Annotated in this window: 18 protein-coding genes; 8 read left to right on the top strand and 10 right to left on the bottom strand. The window is 67.6% G+C overall.

Going from position 1 to position 21,691, the window contains the following annotated elements; translation table 11 throughout:
- Positions 1-3: 3 nt before the first annotated feature.
- From U9J41_RS17225 to U9J41_RS17195, 7 genes are all read right to left on the bottom strand, one after another.
- A complete protein-coding gene (locus U9J41_RS17225) occupies positions 4-1,221 on the bottom strand; it encodes a lipopolysaccharide biosynthesis protein (RefSeq protein WP_322403399.1) in 1,218 nt (405 codons plus the stop codon).
- 23 nt (positions 1,222-1,244) lie between these two features.
- The gene (locus U9J41_RS17220; RefSeq protein WP_322403398.1) at positions 1,245-2,360 is read right to left on the bottom strand and encodes a DegT/DnrJ/EryC1/StrS family aminotransferase; all 1,116 of its coding nucleotides are present in this window, start codon (positions 2,358-2,360) and stop codon (positions 1,245-1,247) included.
- Positions 2,361-2,374: 14 nt separating this feature from the next.
- Positions 2,375-2,980 carry an N-acetyltransferase gene (locus U9J41_RS17215; protein ID WP_322403397.1) on the bottom strand — a complete coding sequence of 202 codons (606 nt, stop codon included), beginning with the start codon at positions 2,978-2,980 and terminating at the stop codon, positions 2,375-2,377.
- A gap of 1 nt (position 2,981) precedes the next feature.
- Positions 2,982-4,043, bottom strand: a complete 1,062-nt coding sequence (locus tag U9J41_RS17210; protein ID WP_322403396.1) for a Gfo/Idh/MocA family protein — start codon at positions 4,041-4,043, stop codon at positions 2,982-2,984.
- Positions 4,044-4,052: 9 nt separating this feature from the next.
- Complete coding sequence (locus U9J41_RS17205) at positions 4,053-5,381, bottom strand: nucleotide sugar dehydrogenase (RefSeq protein ID WP_322403395.1); 1,329 nt, start codon at positions 5,379-5,381, stop codon at positions 4,053-4,055.
- A gap of 44 nt (positions 5,382-5,425) precedes the next feature.
- Positions 5,426-7,399: a polysaccharide biosynthesis protein gene (locus U9J41_RS17200; protein WP_322403394.1), complete on the bottom strand. Its 1,974-nt coding sequence runs from the start codon at positions 7,397-7,399 to the stop codon at positions 5,426-5,428.
- A gap of 492 nt (positions 7,400-7,891) precedes the next feature.
- Positions 7,892-8,866, bottom strand: coding sequence for an N-acetylmuramoyl-L-alanine amidase-like domain-containing protein (locus U9J41_RS17195; RefSeq protein WP_322403393.1), 975 nt, complete (start codon positions 8,864-8,866; stop codon positions 7,892-7,894).
- Between the two features lie 224 nt (positions 8,867-9,090).
- On the opposite strand from U9J41_RS17195, the gene U9J41_RS17190 reads away from it, so the two are divergent.
- The 7 genes from U9J41_RS17190 (at position 9,091) to U9J41_RS17160 (ending at position 15,837) form a co-directional block, all read left to right on the top strand.
- The gene (locus U9J41_RS17190; protein ID WP_322403392.1) at positions 9,091-12,036 is read left to right on the top strand and encodes a TonB-dependent receptor; all 2,946 of its coding nucleotides are present in this window, start codon (positions 9,091-9,093) and stop codon (positions 12,034-12,036) included.
- 318 nt (positions 12,037-12,354) lie between these two features.
- The gene (locus U9J41_RS17185; RefSeq protein ID WP_322403391.1) at positions 12,355-12,522 is read left to right on the top strand and encodes a hypothetical protein; all 168 of its coding nucleotides are present in this window, start codon (positions 12,355-12,357) and stop codon (positions 12,520-12,522) included.
- Positions 12,523-12,563: 41 nt separating this feature from the next.
- Complete coding sequence (locus U9J41_RS17180; RefSeq protein ID WP_322403390.1) at positions 12,564-12,734, top strand: hypothetical protein; 171 nt, start codon at positions 12,564-12,566, stop codon at positions 12,732-12,734.
- A gap of 178 nt (positions 12,735-12,912) precedes the next feature.
- Entirely contained in the window at positions 12,913-13,287 is a 375-nt protein-coding gene (locus U9J41_RS17175; RefSeq protein ID WP_322403389.1) for a LiaF transmembrane domain-containing protein, read from the top strand.
- On the top strand, positions 13,277-13,975 hold the full coding sequence (locus U9J41_RS17170; protein ID WP_322403388.1) for a LiaI-LiaF-like domain-containing protein: 699 nt from the start codon (positions 13,277-13,279) through the stop codon (positions 13,973-13,975). Before U9J41_RS17175 ends, U9J41_RS17170 begins: the two co-directional genes overlap by 11 nt.
- An 11-nt stretch (positions 13,976-13,986) precedes the next feature.
- Positions 13,987-15,084, top strand: coding sequence for a sensor histidine kinase (locus U9J41_RS17165; protein ID WP_322403387.1), 1,098 nt, complete (start codon positions 13,987-13,989; stop codon positions 15,082-15,084).
- Positions 15,085-15,087: 3 nt separating this feature from the next.
- The gene (locus U9J41_RS17160) at positions 15,088-15,837 is read left to right on the top strand and encodes a LytR/AlgR family response regulator transcription factor (protein ID WP_322403386.1); all 750 of its coding nucleotides are present in this window, start codon (positions 15,088-15,090) and stop codon (positions 15,835-15,837) included.
- On the opposite strand, the gene U9J41_RS17155 is transcribed toward U9J41_RS17160, so the two are convergent.
- The 3 genes from U9J41_RS17155 to U9J41_RS17145 form a co-directional block, all read right to left on the bottom strand.
- Positions 15,834-18,116 carry an ATP-dependent DNA helicase gene (locus U9J41_RS17155; RefSeq protein ID WP_322403385.1) on the bottom strand — a complete coding sequence of 761 codons (2,283 nt, stop codon included), beginning with the start codon at positions 18,114-18,116 and terminating at the stop codon, positions 15,834-15,836. The two genes, U9J41_RS17160 and U9J41_RS17155, sit on opposite strands and share 4 nt — an antisense overlap.
- Entirely contained in the window at positions 18,113-19,768 is a 1,656-nt protein-coding gene (locus U9J41_RS17150; RefSeq protein ID WP_322403384.1) for a VRR-NUC domain-containing protein, read from the bottom strand. The genes U9J41_RS17155 and U9J41_RS17150 overlap by 4 nt, the downstream gene beginning before the upstream one ends.
- Positions 19,769-19,894: 126 nt before the next feature.
- Positions 19,895-20,713, bottom strand: coding sequence for a hypothetical protein (locus tag U9J41_RS17145; protein WP_322403383.1), 819 nt, complete (start codon positions 20,711-20,713; stop codon positions 19,895-19,897).
- Positions 20,714-20,818: 105 nt separating this feature from the next.
- Between U9J41_RS17145 and U9J41_RS17140 the strand changes: the two genes are divergently transcribed.
- Positions 20,819-21,658, top strand: a complete 840-nt coding sequence (locus tag U9J41_RS17140) for a M15 family metallopeptidase (protein ID WP_322403382.1) — start codon at positions 20,819-20,821, stop codon at positions 21,656-21,658.
- The last annotated feature ends 33 nt before the right edge of the window (positions 21,659-21,691 follow it).

Below are 21,691 nucleotides of genomic sequence, written 5' to 3'. Positions count from 1 at the left end.
TCTTCATGCCGTCGCCAGGCGGTTCTGCGAGATCTGCCATGACATGTGCAGATACACCAGGTAGAGCACCGAATAGCCGATCGCGTACCACAGCACGTTCTCGTGCAGCGTCCCCGGTATGAGGAACGCGCCCAGCGTCGTGAAGAACAGCGCGATCTGCCACAGCAGGTCGACCTGCTGCTTGCCCGTGACGAAGAACACATAGCTGAGCGGGCTCGCGATGAAATTCAGGAAGCACAGCGGTGCGAGGAGCTGCGCCAGCTCGCCGGCGGGCCGCCAGGATGCGCCGAACACCTGTTCGAACAGCGCGGGCGAGAACAGCAGCAGGGCCAGAGCCGGCCCGGCGCCCAGCAACGACAAGGCCTTGAACGTGTAGCGGTATGCGTGGCTGCAATGGCCGAGCGTCTGGAACTCCTGCACGGATTCGCGCTTGAACACTTCGAGCACGGAGGCCGCCAGCAGCGACACGGGCGCGGCCAGCACGCGCTGGGTGAGCGCGTACAGGCCGGCCGCCACGGCGCCGTGGCGCATCCCGATCAGGAACAGGGGCATCTGACCGACGAGCGCATTGAGCAGGTTGGAGGGCAGCGAGAAGCGCCAGAATTTCTGGTGCCGGTGCAGGTAGCCGTGCGCGGCGCGGTCCAGGCGCAATGCCAGACGCGGACGCGGCGGATGCAGCAGCAGGGTCGCCGCGACGAGGCCGGCCGCGAGGCCGATCAGCTGGCCGATCAGCAGGCCCGCTTCGCCGGCGCCGGCGGCCAGCAGGAGCAGCTGGGTGAGCGCGATGGTGGCGGCGCCCCAGACCTTGGCGCGCGCGGCCTTGCCGAAGGCCTTGTGCGACGTCGCGTAGGCCAGCGTCGTCTGGGTATAGGCGGTGAGCCAGGTCCCGACGCCGACGAGGAGCAGCGCGCCCCATGACTGGTCGCCCAGCGCGGGCAGCCCGAGCGCATGGGCGAGCAGCGCGCACAGCGAGACGAGCAGGGCGGTCGTGCTGGCCGAATAGAACACGACGGAAAAGCAGACCCGCTGCTGCGCCGGCTCGTCGTCGAGGATCATGGCGGTTTCGAGACGCAGGGTGGCGGCGATGGCGGACACGGCGACGACGCCGAGCCACACCGCGAAGGCGCCCATCTCGCTGGGCGTGCACATGCGCGTGATCAGCGGTGCAGCCAGCAAGGGCAGGGCCTGGGCGCCGAGTGCGCCGCCCAGGACCGTTGCCACGTGTCTCCAGAAACCGGGCAGGCTCATATGGACATGGCCGCCGTTGCCGAAATATCGACAGCCTCGAGCAGGGCCGCGCACACGCGCCGGATGTCTTCGTCAGGCAGGTAGGGGCCCATCGGCAGGCTCATGACCCTGTCGGCCAGGGCGCGCGCCACCGGGCACGTCGCGCCTCCGCTCAGGTGCGCATACGCCGGCTGCATGTGGATCGGCACCGGATAGTGGACCGCCGTCGGGATGCCGGCTTCCTGCAGGGCGCGCTGGACGTCGTGGCGGCGCTCGACCAGCACCGTGTACTGGGCGAATGCGCTGGACCGGTCGGTGCCGCGGCCGAGGAGGTCGACTTTGCCGTCCAGCAGCGCGTCGTACGTGGCCGCGGCGCGGCGGCGCTGCCCGAGTTCCCAGTCGAACAGGCCGAGCTTGGCCAGCACGACGGCGCACTGCAGCGTGTCCATGCGGCCGCCGACGCCGATCCGGGTATGGACATAGCGCCGGCTCTGGCCGTGCACGCGGATGTCGCGCATGGCGCGGGCCAGGTCGTCGTCGCTCGTGAACAGCGCGCCGCCGTCGCCGTAGCAGCCGAGCGGCTTGCTCGGGAAAAAGCTCGTGCCGGCGATCGTGGACAGGTTGCAGCTCTTGCGGCCGCGGTAGTCGGCGCCGAAGCTCTGCGCGGCATCCTCGATCACGGGCAGGCCGTGGCGCGCCGCGAGGGCATTGATCTCGTCCATGTCGGCGGGCTGGCCGTACAGCGCGACGGGCATGATGGCCCGCGTGCGCGCACCGATGCGCGCCTCGACGAGGGCCGGATCGAGGTTGCCGGTGCGCGCATCCACGTCCACGAACACCGGGACGGCACCCAGCAGCACGATCACTTCGGCCGTGGCGATGAACGTGAACGGCGTCGTGACGATTTCGTCGCCGGACCGGATGCCGAGCGCCATCAGGGCGATCAGCAGTGCTTCGGTGCCCGAGGCGACCGTGACGCAATGGCGTGCGCCGGTGTACGCGGCCAGGCGTTCCTCGAGTTCGGCGACTTCCGGCCCCATGATGTATTGGCCGTGGTCGAGGACCGCCTGGATGCGCGCGTTGATCAGGTCGCGCGATGCCTGGTACTGGGACTTGAGGTCGATGAATTCCATGGTGGCCTGGGCGATCACGGTTGCGGGGACGCCGGGAGCAGGATGCAGGTCCCGTCGCGCAGCAGGTAGACGTCGCCCGTGTGCGGGCATGCCGCTTCGCCGTTGCCGGACAGCGGCAGCGCGAGGCGTTCGCCGAAGCGGCTGATCCAGCCGATCTGGTGCGCCGGGACGCCGGCCATCATGGCGAAGTCGGGCACGGAGCGCTTGACGACGGCGCCGGCGCCCACGAAGGCGAAGCGGCCGACCGTCACGCCGCAGACGATGGTGGCGTTGGCGCCGATGCTGGCGCCGCGCTTCACCACGGTGCGGCGGTACTGGTCCTTGCGCACAATGCCGGCGCGCGGGTTGTAGACATTCGTGAACACCATGCTGGGGCCGCAGAACACCTCGTCCTCGAGCGTGACGGCGTCGTACACGGACACGTTGTTCTGGATCTTGACGCCGTTTCCGATCACGACGTCGTTGCCGACGAAGACGTTCTGGCCGAGCGAGCAGTCGGCGCCGATGCGGGCGCCGCCGCACACGTGGCTGAAGTGCCACACGCGCGTGCCCGGTCCGAGGACGGCGCCCGCGTCGACGATGGCGCTGGCATGGACGGCCTGGGTTTCGTTGAGGTTCATGTCAGTACTCCAGGGGCAGGGCGACGCGTTTGCCGTCGCGTGCGGACATGTAGGCGGCCACGAGCACTTCCAGCGACTTGAGGCCTTCGCGGCCGTCCGTTTCCGGCTCGGCCTCGCCGCGCAGCACGCGGATCACGTTGTCGTAGTACAGCGGATGGCCGAAACCGTACACGGACGTCGTCTGGTAGCTGGCCTCCGTCACGAGCGCGTCGTCCGGGTCGGGCGTGGCGAATTCCCACTGCTGGATGTCGTTGACGGCGACGCCGCCGATGCGCACCGTCCCGTGCTCGCCCAGCACGGTGATCGAGCCTTCCAGGTTGCGCGGGTAGGTGAGCATCGTGACGTTCATGGAGCCGAGCGCGCCGTTCCGCCACCGCAGGCTGAGCACGCCCGTGTCCTCGACTTCGATGTCGCGCGCCAGCGTGGCCGTGTAGGCCTGCAGGCTCTCGACGGGGCCGACGATCCAGTCGATCAGGTCGACGTAATGGCTGGCCTGGTTCATGAAGGCGCCGCCGTCGAATTCCCATGTGCCGCGCCAGCTGGCGCTCCGGTAGTATTCGGGGGGACGCGTCCAGAACACGTTCAGGTTGATCATGTAGATGCGGCCGAAGCGCTTCTTGTCGACGGCGCGCTTGAGCAGCTGCAGCGTGGCGTTGCGGCGGTTCTGCTTGACGACGAACAGGCGCACGCCGGCCGCGTCGGCCGCCGTCACCATGCGCTTGCCGTCCTCCCAGCGCGTGGCCATCGGCTTTTCCGTGATCACGTGGCGGCCGGCCCGGGCGATGCGGATCGCCTGTTCGGGATGCAGGCCGGACGGCGTCGTGACGACGAAGGCGTCGGCCGCGCAATCGCGCAGCATCGTCTCCAGGTTCGTGTACGCGGACGCGCCGGTGGCGCCGACGGCGCGGTCCAGGGCGCGCGGATCGACGTCGCAGATGCCGACCAGTTCTGCACGGTCCTGATGCTGGCGCAGCGCCTCGAAGTGATTGGCGGCGATGCGGCCGCATCCGACGAGGGCGAAGCGGATCTTGCGGTCCGTGATGGGAGCGGGATACTGGCGCATGGCGGCTCCTCAGGCTTTGACGAGGTTCGGCAACGGGGACGTATAGACCCCGCGCGTATCGACGATCAGGCCGGCGTACTGGCGCACCAGTTCGTAGTCGAAGGCGCTGTGCGCGGTGGCCACCAGCACGACGTCGTAGGAGGCGATCCGCTGCGGCGTCAGCTCGACGCTCCTGAGGTCGAAGTGGTGCTCGCGCATGCGCGGGAACACGGTCACGTGCGGATCGGCGTAGTCGACCACGGCGCCCTTCTCGCGCAGGATTTCCATCAGTTCGACCGACGGCGATTCGCGCATGTCCTCGACGTCCTTCTTGTAGGCGATGCCCAGCACCAGCACGCGGCTGCCCATCACGGCCTTGCCGCGCCGGTTCAGCGCGTCGGTGAGCTTGCCGACGACCCAGTGCGGCATGTCGCTGTTGATCTCGCCGGCGAGTTCGATGAAGCGCGTGTGCAGGCCGTATTCGCGTGCCTTCCACGTCAGGTAGAACGGGTCGATCGGGATGCAGTGCCCGCCCAGGCCGGGGCCGGGGTAGTAGGGTGTGAAGCCGAAGGGCTTCGTGGCGGCGGCGCGGATCACCTCGTGGATGTCGATCTGCATGCGGTCGGCGATGATCTTCATCTCGTTCACGAGGCCGATGTTGACGGCGCGGTGGATGTTTTCCAGCAGCTTGGTCAGTTCGGCCGCGCGGGTCGAGCTGACCTGCACGATGCGGTCGATCGCCGGGCTGTACAGCGCGACCCCGGCTTCCAGGCAGGCCGGCGTGACGCCGCCGCACACTTTCGGGATCGTGCGGGTATGGAAGTCGGGGTTGCCCGGGTCTTCGCGCTCGGGCGAGAACACGAGGAAGACGTCCTGCCCGATCGTGAAGCCGCGCGCTTCCAGCCGCGGCTTCAGCTCCTCGTCGGTGGTGCCCGGATAGGTCGTGCTTTCCAGCGACAGCACCTGGCCCGGCCGCATGAAGGGCACGAGGGCGTCCGTCGTGTCGAGGACGAAGGACAGGTCCGGTTCGCGGTAGGCGTTGAGGGGCGTCGGCACGCAGATGATCAGCGCATCCGGTTCGCCGGCGCGGGTGAAGTCGGTGGTGGCTTCGAAGCCCCGCTCGCGCGCGTGGACGATGTCGGCGGCGGCGATATGGTTGATGTAGCTTTCCCCGTGGTTGAGGCGTTCGACCTTGGCGCCGTCGATGTCGATGCCGAGCACGCGGAAGCCGGCTTCGGCATAGCGCAGCGTCAGCGGCAGGCCGACGTAGCCCAGGCCGATGACGCCGATGACGGCGGTGCGCTCACTCAGCCGGGTGGTGAGCTGTTCGAGACAGGCCGGTTTGCTTTCGTCACGCATGTGTGTCCTCGCCAAACGGGTGGGTGGAAGGTGCCGCGCCGTCATCAAATCCGGAACGGCACGAATCTCTTGATCAGGCCCAGTCGCCGCGGCGGCGTCGCGAGCTGCGCGGCGGCGGCGGGCGTGGCCACCGAGGCGGGGGCCGCGGCCGGCTCCACTGCGGGCCGGTTGGGGCTGTATTCGGTGACGATGGCCTTGACCATCGCCTCGATCATGGCCCGCTCATGGGTCTCGCAGGCCATCATCAGGCAGGTAATGAAGGTGTCCAGCACGCGTGGGCGCAGGGCGCTTTCCTTCATGCGCATGATACGGGGATGGTCGCTCGGGAAGACGACGCCGTCCGTCAGCAATTCCTCGTGCAGCTTCTCGCCGGGGAAAAGGCCGACGTAGCGGATCTCGATTTCGCCATCCGGGTTCTGCGGCGACTTTTCCGTCAGGCCGGACAGGGCGATCAGGGTGCGCGCCAGGTCGACGATGCGGACCGGTTCGCCCATGTCGAGCACGAACACGTCGCCGCCCTTGGCCATGGCGCCCGCCTGGATCACCAGCTGGGCCGCCTCGGGGATCAGCATGAAGTAGCGCGATACGTCGGGATGCGTGATGGTGAGGGGCCCGCCGCGCGCGATCTGGCGCTGGAACAGGGGAATCACGGAGCCCGACGACCCGAGCACGTTGCCGAAGCGGACCATGCAGAATGTCGTCGCCACCGGCTTGCCGGGCCCGTGGCGGGCTGCGGCGGCCTGGAAGATCAGCTCCGCGATGCGCTTGCTGGCGCCCATGATGTTGGTCGGCCGCACCGCCTTGTCGCTCGAGATGAGCACGCAGGTCCCGACGCCGTGCCGGCCCGCCTGCGAGGCGATCACCTGGGCGCCCAGCACGTTGTTGCGCAGGCCTTCGACGATGTTCGTCTCGACGAGGGGGACGTGCTTGTACGCGGCCGCGTGGTAGATCGTGTCGACCGGACCTGCGCGCAGGATCCGTTCGACCAGGTCCGCGTTGCAGACGGAGCCCAGGTGCGCCTCCACGGGGATGTCGGGGAAGAGGGTGGCGAGCTCCTGGCGCACCGTGTACAGCGCGAACTCGGAGTGGTCGAGCAGGTGCAGCCGGGTCGGGCCGAGGGTGACGATCTGGCGGCACAACTCGCTGCCGATGGAGCCGCCCGCGCCGGTGACGAGCACCGTCTTGCCGTGCACGCAGCGGGAGAACAGGTCGAGGCGCGGCGGCACGGGCGGCCGGCCGAGCAGGTCCTCGAACTTGAGGTCGCGGATGGTTTCGCGCGGCGACGCCTTGTCGTCGGCGAGGTCGACGAGGCGGCTCAGGATCTTGGTACTGATGCCGGCCAGCGCGAGCCGCTGCATGATGTCGCGCAGGCGCTCCGGCGACACGGACGGGATGGCGATCACGATCGAGCGGATGCACATCGCGCCCACGATCTCGACCAGGCGGTCGGTATGGAACACGCGCAGTCCGCCGATGCTGCGTTCGTTCAGTGCGTGCTTGTCGTCGAAGAAACAGACCGGGCGGTATTCGTCGCTGTTGCGCATCGCCAGCGCCAGCCGTGCGCCGGCCTCGCCGGCACCGTAGATGGCAACCACTTCGGTGGCGCTGCGCCGGTCGGCATGCTGGTTGCGCAGGAAATTACGCACGCCGAGCCGCGAGGCGATGACATATGAAAATACGATGAACCAGTAAATGGCCAATGCGCTGCGCGGGAAATTTTCTTCCTTGATCGAGAACGTGACGGCATAGGCACATAAAATGGCGACGGCCAGCGCGATGCCGGTGACGCTCAATAAACGCTGGTCGATGAAACGAATGACGGCACGATATAAATCGGAAACGGAAAACGCGGCGATCGTGACGACCGCGACCAGAATATACGAGGCCGGCCCGAAATGGGACGCCAGTTTCAAATCGCCGCCGCGCAGCAGCATTGCGATCAGGAAGCAGAAAGGCAAAGCGATCAGATCAGCCGAGATCATCAGCGCGATTTTCGTCGTGCGATGCAGGGATACCATTCTGGAGCAAAATCGACTGATAAGCGCTTGATTTAGCTTGATCATGATTCTGAAACGCGGCGTGAGTTAGCGAAGATGAATATCCGTCGGTAAAAAATAACGGCTTATCGAGCGTGCGTTTTTGTTTCCGGGGTGATCGATTGGTGGATGGAATATGCCGCCTGTTAGATTAAATATTGCTGAGTAAGTTTATTATCCGGGCGTATATGAAATGCGGGTTTGACCATGCTCAACCGCCTAAACGGAATTTGTCGCGAATGACACGAACATAAAAATAGGAAATTGAATTAAGGAATATATCCAGGGTTAATTCGCAATTGCGAACAACGAATTCTTTATTGGAAATGAATTTAGAGAAAACGGGAAACGCGGAATGGCCGGCGACGCACGACGGCGTGGTCATGCTGGTGCGCCGCAGGCGCAGGCGCAGGCGTCGGGAAGGAGGCGGGGGATGCCCGTCCGGCGGTCGCGGGCCGCGCCGGACGGGGAGGCTCAGGCGCCGGCCGGATGGCCCGGGCGCGGCTGCGGTGCCATCGGCGGCACCACGATGTCGTCGTTCAGGCGCAGGAACTTGAAGCCGGCCAGCACCTGGCCGTTCTTGCCCGCCTGGCGGTTGCGTTCTTCGCGGGCGGCGGCGCGCGCGATGTACGATTCGAACGTTTCCTCGCGGACCTGCGGGTCGGACGAATGGAGGAAGTGGCGCTGGCCGTCGGCACCCAGCACGACGAGGCCCACGTGCGACGCCCAGTACTGGCCGTCGCGCGTGGAGATCACGTTGACGAGATCGCCTTCGCGCAGCTGGCCCGCGATGGCGGCCACCCGGTCTTTCGGGACATAGGCCTGGCGGCTCGTTTCGACGGGGATGTTCACGTCCGTGTGGTGGCGCGTCTTGAGGAAGCGGGCGCGGTCGATCGTCATCGTGTAGGCCGGACCGTCCGGGCCGGCCAGCTCGGCGCTGACGTCCGTGACGAGCCAGCGGTTGGCGACGTTCCAGTCCATTTCCGTGTAGTGGTTGCGCGTGGCCACGCCGATGATGCCGTCGCGGTAGCGGATGCGCTGCAGCATCCAGAAGAATTCTTCCCATGACTGCGACAGGGCCATCGCATAGGTGTGCTCCGCGAATACGACGCAATCGCTGTGGTCAAGGCTGAACATCGGCAAATTGTCGTGCACCTGGTACGGGAATTCGCCCAGCAGGTTCAGGCGGTAGGGCTGGCCGAGGTTCTTGCGGGCGATCGCGGCGATGCGCTTGCGCAGGTCGGGTTCGGCCTCGTGCACCCAGGCGATGTAGCGGCCCGCTTCGACGGGATCCATGCGGTACAAAGGCTTCGCCAGGACCGTATCGAGCGGTTCCGTGGCCGCGGCCTGCGCCGTGGGCGGCGCGGCGGGCGGCGTCGCGCAACCGGCGCCCAGCAGGGCGATCAGGGTGGGAATCAACAGCGCGGACGGCGCGCGGCTACGACGCATGGCATTCCTCGGAGGGACAATAAAGCGCTACGTTAACCCGGCCGAATGATGCTGTCAAAATGAAACTATTCATACGGCGATAACCCCGCGTGATCCGCCAGCCGAGCATTCCTTTAAGTTATAGATTCTTCAACAGTACTCATTATCCAACGACTTTGTCATCGTCAATACTGAGCGCGCGACCGGGACACACCGGCCCATGACGATCAATGGAGGAGAGAGACATGTTGAAGCAGAAGCCGCTCGCGGCCGCTGTCGCGATGGCGTGGCTGGCCGTGGCGGGCACGCCCGCGCTGGCCCAGACCGGCGCCGGCAGCACCCCGATGCAGACGGTCGAAGTGACGGGCATCCGCGCGTCGATGGCCAGGTCGCTGGCCGTCAAGCGCGACGCCACCGCCAACGTCGAAGTGATCACGGCCGAGGACGTGGGCAAGATGCCGGACAAGAACCTGGCCGACTCGCTGCAGCGCCTGCCCGGCGTGGCCGTCCGCACCGATTACGACGAAGCGGAAAAGGTGGCGATGCGCGGCACCAATCCGGACATGTCCCTCATCGTCTTCAACGGCCACACGGTCAGCAGCGGCGACTGGTACATCGCCGACCAGGCGTCGAGCAGCCGGTCGACGAGCCTGTCGCTGATGCCCTCGTCGGTGCTGAACCAGGCCATCGTCTACAAGACGTCGCAAGCCGACATCGTCGACGGCGGCCTGGCCGGCACCATCAACGTCACGACGCGCAAACCCTTGGCGCAGAAGGAACGCCTGTCGGGCCTGGTCAGCGCGGGTGCCAGCTATGCCACGTTGCCGGGCAAGACGGCACCGGACCTGAACGCGTCCGTCAACTGGAAGAACGAGGCCGGCACGTTCGGCTTCATCGTCCAGGCCTTCGCGGAAAAGCGCTACATCCGCCGCGATTCCGCATCGCGCCTCGCCTATGGCACGAGCAGTGGCTGGGACGTCATCAACACGGCGACCATGAAGGGCATCACGGACGCGTCGCTGGCCGGCAGCGGCTACAAGGCCGCGGACCTGAATGGCGTGCGCCTGCCCGGTTCGATGAGCACGGAGTTCGTCGAGGGCGTGCGCGACCGCAAGGGCGGCATGTTCTCGCTGGAGTTCAAGCCGAACCAGGACCTGGACGTCACCATGACGGGGTTCACGTCAACCTTGAAGGCGCCGAACTACGGCCGCCTCAAGGCCGGCGCCATGTACAGCATGCTGCTCGGTAAAGCCTCGCTGCCCGACGGCGCCACCGGCGCGTCCGCGCCGAACACGAACTCGAACGGCCAGCAGGTGTTCGCGGCTATCCGCAACCCGGTCATCGTGACCGAGACGACGATGTACGGCGACCAGCTGCGCGTATTGAAAAGCGCCGACATCATGTTCGCGGACGGGACGACGCCCCAGTACATCGGCAACTCCGAAGGCTTCTATCGCCAGGGCGCGCGTGCCACCAGTTCCTTCCTCGACCTGGACGGCAAGTGGCGCGTCAATCCGGACCTGACCCTGAAGACGCTGCTGTCCACGACGCGCGGCGTCGGCAAGACGGACTTCGACCAGGGCCTGACCTACGCCAGCTTCGGCACGGGCGTGTCGTATGCGCTGGCCGGCGTCGACAACGCGCCATACGTGAAGTACTACGGCACCGGCGTCAAGCCGGACCAGCTCGTGGTGCGCACGATTTCCGGCCTGAAGACCACGGACCGCGAGACGAGCGGCCAGATCGACGGCGAGTACCGCGTCGCGCGGGGCTGGCTCCAGTCGGTCGCCAGCGGCCTGCGCTACGCCGACCACCACCGCGACAGCGCGCGCCGCTATCCGGCCTACCACGACCGCGACATCACGCTCGGCGCGCCGACGAGCACCGTGCCCTGGCCGTCGAACTTCGGCGCGGGCCTGGACGGTCCGGCCGGCTGGGACAACACGGGCTATACGTTCGATCCTGCCGTGCTGATGGCTTACTTCCAGGGCGCCACCAAGACGACCACCGACGACTACGAGCGCCGCATCGCGTCCGAACTGCACATGCGCGAGCGCCAGAGCGCGGGTTATGTGATGGCGAACCTGGAAGGCGAGCGCTGGTCCGGCAACGTCGGCCTGCGCTTCGTGCAGACCCGCATCAATGCCGACATCCCGACGCCGATCCCGGCCGGCGTCTGCCTGCGCGCCGCGCCCGGCCAGCCGGCGATTCCCTGCGCGGCCTATCCGGACGCGATCACGAACTCGGGCGACCTGCAGCCTTTTTATGACAACGAGGCCTTCAAGAACAACACCGGCAACACCTACTATTTCATCAAGACGGACCGCCGCTTCGACAACTGGCTGCCCAGCATGAACCTGCGCTACGAATTGACGAAGGAGCAGATCGTGCGACTCGGCGCGAGCCGCACGGTGGGCCGCCAGAACTACAACCTGCTCGGCGCGGGCTTCGGCTCACCGACCTGCGACGCCCAGGGCTGCCGCGTGACGGGACCGAACCCGGACATCAAGCCGCTCACGGCGGACAACCTGGACGCATCGTGGGCCTGGTACTTCGCGCGCCGCTCGCTCGTCGCCGTCAACCTGTTCTACTCGCGTATCCAGGGCTATGCGAAGACCGGCACGTCCGGCGGCGCCACGATCGACCTGTGGGATTCCGCGGCGCAGGCGATGAAGACGTACGCCGTGCAGACGTCGCAGCAGCAGGGCGCGCACATCGCGGGACTCGAACTGGCGTACGAGCAGCCGATCGGCACGACGGGCTTCGGCTTCACCAGCAACGTGAGCCGCGCGCACACGAAGGTCGACGACGGCCGGCCGATGGTCGGCGCATCCGAATGGGCCGCGAACCTGGGCGGCTACTTCGAGAACGACAAGGTGTCGCTGCGCCTCGTGGCGAACTACCGCAGCGAATACGTGAACAGCTCCACGGCGCCGGCGCCGACGGCCAACAGCCAGGGCCTGTACAGCGTCAACGGCGTATTGATGCCGACCGCGCCGACGATGGCCGCGCCGGTGACGACGTTGGCCTTCAACGCCAGCTGGAACGTCAGGCCCGATCTGGTGCTGGCGTTCGACGCGACGAACCTGACCGACGTGAAGCGCGCCTACTATCGTTACAGCGAGGAGGAACAGCAGAAGCTTGACGTCAGCGGCCGGCAGTTCTACCTGAAGCTGACATACCGGTTCTGACGGCGCCGTGACGGCATGAAGAAGGGGCTTTCGGGCCCTTTTTTTCATGCTGCGCGTTGTCGCGTAGGCGCAGCTGAAGGTGGTTTGTAGGACTGGAACTCAAGGGGGCGAACAGTGTGCGGCACCTAACGGTCCGCATCCCCACCGTGCCGCTACGATGGAGGCGTCGAGTGAGGCACCAGCGATCTTCCGCAGGCGGCCAACCACCTCGACAGGTCAGCCGGTCGCCTCGAGGATCGGCACCAGATTCCCACGCCGGCGCGGGGCCGCGGTCATCGAGCCGCGAACGCGCCGGCCTCACCGGAAGCGGAGGTTGCCATGTCTACGACCACGACGAGCCATCCACCCAAGCATCTCGTGCGCGAATATCTCGAGCGGCGCTCGAAGGACTCCACGCCGCCGCCGACGCCGGAAGAAATCCGGCGCCAGCTGGGCTGGGGCATGCTGATGCCGGCGGACGAGCGGATTGGCACCTCCCGCTCCTGAAAACGATTTGCAGTTTGACCGTCACCGAACAGGAGAAACCCATGACCGCCAAGATCGGCAGCAAACATATCGCCCAGCACCGCGGCAAGAAAGAGCGCGAGGAAATCCACAAGATGAACATCGCGCGCGAAGCCCTCAAGATCGCCGCCGCCAGCGCCAAATACCGCAACCAGCAGAAGGGCCGGCGCCCGCTGGCCGCCGCGGCCGCGTGATCATGGCCTGATCCGCCCGCCGCATCACCCGCTCCGCGCAAGCCCGCCATGGCGACATGGCGGGCTTTTTTGCGTCGTTCACCGGCACCGCGCCACCGTTGGCCGAAAAGCGCTTCCCCCGCCGGCCGCATCTCCGTTATCGTGTCGTCATTCGATTCGACGACAATCCGGAGGTAACATGAATAGCGAAGCTTCCTACCACCTGCGGCGCCAGGTGTTGTGGGGCCTGGTGCTGGTGGGGCTGGGCGTGGCCTTCCTGCTGGACCAGATGGATGTGTTCGACATCCGCGCGCTATGGCATTACGCGCCGCTGCTGCTGGTCGTGGTGGGCATCAACCAGACCATCGGCTACCCGAGTGCCCGCGAATTTTCCAACGGACTGTGGACTGTGTTCATCGGCTTGTGGCTGTTCGCCGTGCTCGAAGGCCTGTGGGGCCTCACATTCCGCAACAGCTGGCCGCTGTTCATCATCATCAGCGGCATCACGATGGCGATCCGGCCGATCGCGGAGCGCCGCTTCGGTCCGAAGGGAGGGAACGGTCATGGAAAATAATACGAACCGTGCCTCGAGCCAGGTCGTGCTGGGCCTGCTCGTGGTGGGCATGGGCGTCCTGTTCCTGCTCGATAACCTGGACATCCTGAATTTTCGCCACGCGATCGGCTTCTGGCCGCTCGTCTTCATCGTGGCCGGCTGCGCCGCGCTGTTCGGCAACGGGCCGCGCAGCGGCAATTACATGGGCGGCGTGCTGATCGCGGTCGGCGTGCTGATGATCCTCGGGCGCCTCGGGTTCTTCTACATCAGCTGGGGCACGCTGTGGCCGCTGGTGATGATCGCGCTGGGCGGCCTCGTGCTGTTTCGCTCGCTCGGCCCGGGACGGGTGGCGCGCTCCGCCGCCGTGGCGGGGACGGGCCTGGACAACGTCGTCGACATCGTCGCGGTCCTGGGCGGCTTCGAGCGCCGCGTCAGCGCGCCCGATTTCCGCGGCGGCGAGATCACGGCCGTGATGGGCGGCTGCGCGCTCGACCTGCGCGAAGCGTCCATCGTCAAGGAAGCCGTGATCAACGTCTTCACGATCTGGGGCGGCATCAACATCAAGGTGCCGCCCGACTGGACCGTCGTCCTGAACGGCACGCCGCTGATGGGCGGCTTTTCGGAGAAGACCGCCCGGCCGCCCGACGGCAGCAAGCGCCTCGTCATCACGGGCTACGCCATCATGGGCGGCGTGGAAGTGCGCAACTAGAGGCGCCGCCGGTGCACGGGGTCTTCGCCAACTGGCGCGCGGCGCTGCTCTACCTGCTGGCCTGGCTGATGCTGGGCCTGCTGCTCGCGGCCATGCTGGCCGTCAGCGGCGCGGGCTGGGGCGCGAGCCTGGCGTTCGCCGTGCCGCTGGCCCTCGTGTATGCGTACGCCACGGGCTTTTCCGCCTATTACGTGTGCCGCGCCTATCCGCTTGACCGGCGCCGCCCGCCGGCAATCGCCGCCGGCGTCGGCATGACGGCGGCCTGCGCGGCGGCGCTGTGGTGCGCCATCGGCGCAGCGTGGAACAGCCTGTTGACCGCATTGGCGCCGGAGGGTTACCTGCCGGTCGCAAGCGCCCCGGTGCTCGCGTCGATGTTCGGCCTCGGCATCATCCTGTATGGCCTGGCGGCCGCCGTGAACTATCTGCTCATCGAGTCCGAGCGGGTGCGCCAGCTCGAAACGCAGCGCCTGCAGATGAAGCTGATGGCGCAGGATGCCGAGCTGCGCATGCTGCGCGCCCAGGTCGATCCGCACTTCCTGTTCAACAGCCTGAACTCGGTCAGCGCACTGACGTCGCTCGATCCGGCGGCCGCGCGCGACATGACCGTGCAGCTGGCCGAGTTCTTCCGCCACACGCTGGGCCTGCGCGCCGACCGCAAGGTCACGCTCGACCACGAACTGCAGCTCGTGCGCCATTTCGTCGCCATCGAACAGGTGCGCTTCGGCGACCGGCTGCGATTCGAGGCCGACATCGATCCGGCGGCCGGCGCCTGCCTCCTGCCGCCGATGCTGTTGCAGCCTCTCGTGGAAAACGCCATCAAGCACGGCATCGGCCAGATGGTCGAGACGGGCCGCGTGCGCATCGTGGCGGTGCGCGCCGGATCGATCCTGCGCATCCGCGTGGAGAACGACGTCGATGCCGACGCTGCCGGCGATGCGCGCGGCACGGGCCTGGGTCTCGTCAACGTGCGCCAGCGCCTGGCCGCGGCCCATGGCCACGAGGCCAGCGCGCACTGGGCGCGGCGCGACGGCCGCTTCGTCGTGGAGCTGGCGCTGCCGGCCGTCACGGCCACCGAGCCGTACATCGCAACCGATATGGAAGGGACCTGACGCATGCGCGTGATCATCGTGGACGACGAACCGCTGGCGCGCGCCGTGCTGCGTGAGCACCTGGGCCTGCACGCCGACGTGGAGATCGTCGGCGAATGCGCCAACGGCTTCGAGGCCGTGAAGGCGATCGCCGAACTGGCGCCCGATCTCGCATTCCTCGACATCCAGATGCCCAAGCTGGACGGCTTCGAAGTCGTCGAGCTGGCCGGCGCGAAGACGCATTACGTGTTCGTCACCGCGTACGACCAGTTCGCGCTGCGCGCGTTCGACGTCCATGCGCTCGACTATCTCCTGAAGCCGTTCACCCGCGACCGCCTCGCGCAGGCGCTGGCGCACGCGCGCGAGCGCCTGGCCGCGCCGGCGTCCGCGACCCAGGGCGACGAGGCGATGCGTGCGCTGGTGAACGATGCCCAGGCGCGCCACCAGCCGATCGAACGGGTGCTGATCCGCGACGGCGCGCGCGTGCAGGTGCTTCCCGTCGCGCGCATCGATTATGTCGAGGCCCAGGACGATTACGTCGCGTTCTTCGCCGAAGGCCGCCAGTGGCTGAAGAACCAGCGCATGGCCGAACTGGAAAGCCAGCTGGATCCGCGGGCCTTCCTGCGCGTGCACCGTTCGTACATCGTCAACCTGGCCGCCATCGCGCGCATCGAGCCGACGGGCAAGGATGGCCATTGCGCCGTGCTGAAGTCCGGCGCGCGCATCCCGATCAGCCGCAGCGGCTACCAGAAAGTCCGGGACCTGATGCGTTAAGCCGCCTTGCCGACGTGCCACCACGCGGGCAGCAGGGCCTGGACTTCCGGCCGCGCGAAGCGGTCGTCGATCAGCCACACGACGCCGCGGTCCTGCTCCGTGCGGATCACGCGGCCGGCCGCCTGCACGACCTTCTGCATGCCGGGATAGAGATAGGTGTAGTCGTAGCCGGCGCCGAACATCGCCTGCATGCGCCGGCGCAGCTGCTCGTTGATCGGGTTCACCTGGGGCAGGCCGAGGGTCGCGACGAACGCGCCGATGAGGCGCTCGCCCGGCAGGTCGACGCCTTCGCCGAACGAGCCGCCCAGCACCGCGAAGCCGATGCCGCGGCCGCCCGTGACGAAGCGCGCGAGGAAGTCGGCCCGTTCCGGCTCGCTCATGCGGCGCGCCTGGCGCCAGACCGGGATGTCCGGATGCTCGTGTTCGAAGCGGTCGGCGACCTGCTGCAGATAGTCGAAGCTGGAAAAGAAGGCGAGATAGTTGCCGGGCCGGGCGTCGTACTGGTCGGCCATCAGGGCGGCGATCGGCGCGAGCGAGCCGGCGCGTTCCTGATAGCGCGTCGAGATGCCGTGCGCCACGTGCACGTCCAGCTGGCTCGCGCTGAACGGGGAATCGACGTCGATCCAGGCCGTGTCCGCGGGCATGCCGAGCAAGTCGGCGAAATAATGCCAGGGGCTCAGCGTGGCGGAGAACAGGGTCGTCGAATGGGCGTACGCGAAGCGCGGGCCGAGGAAGGGGGCGGGGACCACGTTGCGGATGCACAGCGCCGTATCGCGTTCGTGTCCCGGAAAATTCGCGCGCGCGACGTCGAACAGCGAGTGGTCGCCGAAGGATTCGGCCAGGCGGCCGAACTGCAGCGCGCCGAAATAAAAATCCTGCAGGGCGGGATCGAGCGGCACGGGGAACGCTGCCATGTGTTCCGTGATGGCGCTGGCCGCGCCCTGCAGCGCATTCAGGAATTTGTCGGGCAGGCCGTCCAGCACCTGGTAGGGCAGGGGCGCGGACTTGCTCACGTCCGTCCACGCGCGCTTGACCTTGTCGAGCGGCTTGTGCAGCGATGGCGGCGCGACGCCGCGGGCCGCGCGCAGGTCGCCGCGCTGGATCGTCGCGGTGTACATCGAGCGCGCGCGGGACACCAGGTTATGCGCCTCGTCGGCCAGCACGCTGACCTTCCAGCCCCGTTCCAGCGCCAGCGCGTACAGCATGGCGCCGCCGTCGAACCAGTAGTTGTAGTCGCCCACGACGACGTCGCTCCAGCGCACCATTTCACTGCCCAGGTAGTACGGGCAGACGTCGTGCGCGAGGCCGATGTCGCGCAGGGCGGCGCGATCGAGCATCCGCGCGCCGGCGGCGGCTTCGCGCGCGGCCGGCAGCCGGTCGTAGAAGCCTTTGGCGAGCGGGCAGGAGTCGCCGTTGCAGGCCTTGTCCGGATGCTCGCAGGCCTTGTCGCGCGCGCTCAGTTCGAGCACGCGCAGCGGGATCGTGCCGCCGGACGTCAACGTGGCCGCGGCGTCCAGCGCCAGCTGGCGTCCCGGGGTCTTGGCGGCCAGGAAGAAGACCTTGTCGAGACGGTGCGCGGGCGCCGCCTTCAGCACCGGGAACAGCGTGCCGACGGTCTTGCCGATGCCGGTCGGGGCCTGCGCGAGCAGGCTGCGCCGGTTCGCATTGGCGCGGAAGATCTCTTCCGCCAGTTGGCGCTGGCCGGGACGGAAGTCCGCGTGCGGGAAGCGCAGCGTCGCCAGCGCCGCGTCGCGCGCCGCGCGGTGCGCGAGTTCCTGCCCGGCCCAGGCGACGAAGCGGCGGCATTGATCCTCGAACAGCGCCGCGAGCTCGGTGCGCGTGCGGGTCTCGCGCAGCACGGTCTCCTGCTGGCTGCCGATGTCGAAGTAGACCAGCGCCAGGTTGACCTCGTCCATGCCGAGCTGCCCGCACAGCAAATGGCCATAGACGCGCAGCTGGGCCCATGCCAGGCGCTGGTGATTGTCGGGGATGCTCGTGAACTGGCCGCGGTACGTCTTGACTTCTTCGATCAGGTTCCGGTCCGGGTCGTAGCCGTCGGCCCGGCCGCGCACATGCAGCGGGCCCCAGTCGCCCGCCAGCGTCACCTCGCTGCGATACTGCTCGCCGCGCCGGGACGCCACGACGGCATGGCCGGCGATGCCTTCCTGCGCCGTGGGCGAGGGCGTGAAGCGCAGGTCGAGGTCACCCTGCTTGGCGGTGAATTCGCACAGGGCGCGCACCGCGACGACGTAGCGCGCGCCGCTGTCGTTTTCACTCATGCCGCGGCCTGCTCCCACTGCAGATAGCACACCGTGACCGGCATGCCGTGCGCCGCGCAGTAGTCGATCCAGCGCAGCTGGTTGTCCTGCAGGCGGTCGCCCGGGCCCTTCACTTCGATCATGTCGTAGCGCGCTTCGCCCGGCCAGAACTGGATCAGGTCGGGGAAGCCCGTGCGGTTTTCCTTCACGTCCTGCAGGATGCGGCGGAACCACAGCTCCAGGTGCGCGGCCGGGATGCAATCGAGGGCCAGTTCGATGATGTCGCGCCCGAGCCAGTCCCACGCGACGAACGGTGACTGCAGGCCGGCCTTCTCGTCATACGTCGCGAGGATGGCGGCGCGGTGGCCGCCGTCGTCGAGCAGCGCGAGGCAGGTTTCGAAGTCGTCCTTGCGGCGCAGGTAGAAATCGGCCGCGAACAGGTCGGCCGGGCCGCGGTGGAACGGGTGGAAGAACGCGCCCGGTATGGCCGCGAAGACGGCGCGCCAGCACAGGAGGCCGAACAGCGTGTTGGCCAGCGTGTTTTCGACGTAGTAGACGGGCGCGTCGTCGCGCCACAGGTGCTCCAGCACGACGCCTTCGACCCGCCATTCTCCGCCCGGCAGCGGCAGGCACAGGTCGAGCCGCGCGGCCGGCGGCGCGCGGCGCGCGGGGCGTGTCGGGTGGCCCAGCTTGCGCGCCAGGCGGGGACCGATACGCAACAAATGCTGGCGTTCCGCTTCGCTTTCCGGGGCTTGCCGCGCGGTCTCGAACAGCGCATGGGCGTCGTCGAATTTCTCGTGCTTTTCCAGCACGCGGATGGCGCGTCCGCGCGCCCCCGGATAGCGGCAGTCCGCGTACACGGCGTACGCGTTGTCCCAGTCCCTTTCCTTTTCGAGCAGTTGCCCGAGCTGGAACAGCAGGCGCTCGCGGCGGCTGTCGAGCCAGTCGTTGCCGAAAGCGTGGCGCGGCAGGTCGGCCAGCACGTCCAGCGCCGGCTCGTCGCCGTAATAGCGTTCCTTGCAGGCGTGCAGCTGCAGGTAATGATCGATGTCCTGGCGCGCCCGGAATCCGCGCGACGCCGGCGAGAATTCGACGCGCTCGTAGCGGAACAGGCCGAGGTCGGACAGCACGAACTCGGTCCAGTCCTGCGACAGGTTGCCGAAGAAGATGAGGCGCAGCCGGTCGCACAGGGGTTGCACGAGCAGGCGCAGCGCGAGGTCGTCGCAGCCGGCATACCACTGCGAGAACGGGCGGTTCGCGCCATGCGCCGGCTCGGCGCGCAGCGCTTCGAGCTGGTCGGCCTTGCGCGCGCCCTTGCGCGCGCCCGTCAGGCCGAAGGCCTCGGCCAGTTCCGGCTTGGCCAACAGGCCGAACAATTCGTCGAGCGTCAGGACCGGATCGGACTCGATCCAGCCGCTGGGCAGCAGGGCGCGCGCCGCCTCGACCGGGCAGCCGATCTCGGCGTAGTTGAGCTTGCTGGCCCGGAACAAGGTGCCCTTGCGCATCACCATCCGTACGAACAGCGCGCGCGCCGGCTGCGGCAGCCGGGGAAAGGCGGCGATGAAAGCGTGTTCATCATCGATGAGCAGGTCGGCGTAGCGCTCGGCGATCCAGTCCAGCACGCGCTGGAAGTTATCCAGATAATAAAACTCGTTTTCCAGGACTCTGATCATCGTCATACCGCGCCAACTGTACTTTTGTACAGTATAACGGTGGCGGCGACGATGTCCCAGCAGTTTTGGTGCCGCGGCGGCGTGCGGCGTGGTTTTCCGTACCGCCGCCGCGGTGCCGCTGCGGTTCTATTGACGGGACGGCAAGCGCGGGTTGCAGGATTTGCCGGTACAGGCGGGCGTTCCCGCGGCATCGGCGCCGTCGTTGCCGGCGCCGGCGTGCTGGAGGATGGCCGAGATCAGGGCGACATCCGTATCCACCGTGGCCGCCGGCGGCCTTGCCCTGGACGCGGCCGCGGCCCGCTTCTGGCGCGATGGCGCCGGCTCTCCATGCGCCAGCAACGGCGTCTGGGGCGGCACGGCGCGGTACGCCGGTTGCGGCCGTGCCGGTGGGACGGCCGCGGCCGCGTTCCGCGTCGGTGTGTAACCCGCCGCGGCCGGCGCGGAGCTGGACGGCGCGCCGGCGGCGCGTGCCGCCGCGGCAGGCGTTGCCGCGGCCGCTGCGGACGGAGGCGCCGCGGACGGTGCCACATCGACGATGACGGCGCCGCGCGCGGTTGCGGGGACCGGTGTGTCCGGTGGCTCGGCTGTTTGCGGCGGCGCCGGCATCGACGCGGGCGCCGGCGTTTCCCCGGCCAGCGTCGTATGCATGGTCGGCACATTGACGTGGATGGCGTCGCCCGCTGCGTCGCGGGTGGCGGCGGCCGTGCCTGGGCGCGCGGTTTCGGGCCGCGGGGCGACCTGCGCCGTGCCGGCCGCCTCCGCGTCCCGGGCCGGCGTCGCGCCGCGTACGAGCCACGCCAGCACGACGAGGAGTGAGCAGGCGAGTATGCCGGCGGCGCCGTACCAGAATACGGCCGGCACGGCGCGGAGCCGGCGGCCGGGCGCCTGGCCGTCCAGCATGGCCAGGATATTGATTTCGCCGCCATGCCGCCGCGAGGAGGACATCAGGTTGGGACGTCTGGAGCCGGATTGATTTTCATCTGTAGGGCGCACCGCGTTACTCCTAAGATTGGAAAACTAGTTCCAATTAGAAACAAACCGGAGAAATCGATGCTGATCTTCGTCGCATTCTTGTACTTTTGCCTGGCCTGCAGCCTCATCTGGTTCGCCTTGTTTCCGGGCGGAAGGGCATCCGTGCTGCAGGTGCTCGGCATGCTGCAGCGCCGCCTGCAATGGCGCGTGGGCGGCTGGCAGCGCAGCGGCAATGCGACCTTGCAGGCGTCCTGGTCGGGTGCCCGGGGTTTGTTGTACGACAGCCGCAAGGTGTTGCGCCGGCACTGGGCCTGGTGCGCCGTCGGCGTGCCGCTCGTGCTGATTCCGACGCTGCTCGCATTGCTGATGCGCCGGCCGGACATGCTGCCGGATTACGAACCCGTCGACACCGTCGTCGACGCGCAGGTCGCCGCGCTGCTGAAGGGCGAGCAACTGGTGCCGCCGGCCGCGTTGCCGCCGCTCGCATTCGGCACGCGCGAAGTGGAACTGTTGCGTCCGATGCTGGTCGATGCCAGCCGCAACTGGGGGCTCATGCGGCCGGAGTACAGCCAGCGCCTGTTGCTGGTTTTCAAGATCATGAAAGAGAAATACGGTTATGAGATGGCTCTGCTGGAAGGCTATCGCAGCCCCGCCCGCCAGGACCTGCTGGCCGGCATGGGCACGCAGGTGACCAACGCGCGCGCATTCCAGAGCTGGCACCAGTACGGCCTGGCGGCCGATTGCGCGTTCTGGCGCGACGGCAAGCTCGTGATCTCGGAAAAAGATCCCTGGGCCATGCGTGGTTACCAGCACTACGGCGAGGTCGCGGAATCGCTGGGCCTGACCTGGGGCGGACGCTGGACCATGATGGATTTCGGCCATACCGAGTTGAGGATGCGCGGTGTCATGCGTCATTGATCGTGGACGGGGTTCCCCGGGCGTTGTCTCATC

It is taken from the genome of Massilia luteola, from assembly GCF_034420155.1.
Classification (GTDB): domain Bacteria; phylum Pseudomonadota; class Gammaproteobacteria; order Burkholderiales; family Burkholderiaceae_D; genus Telluria; species Telluria luteola.
The sequence above is the reverse complement of the archived record's forward strand: the minus strand, read 5'-3'. Positions and strand labels throughout refer to the sequence as shown.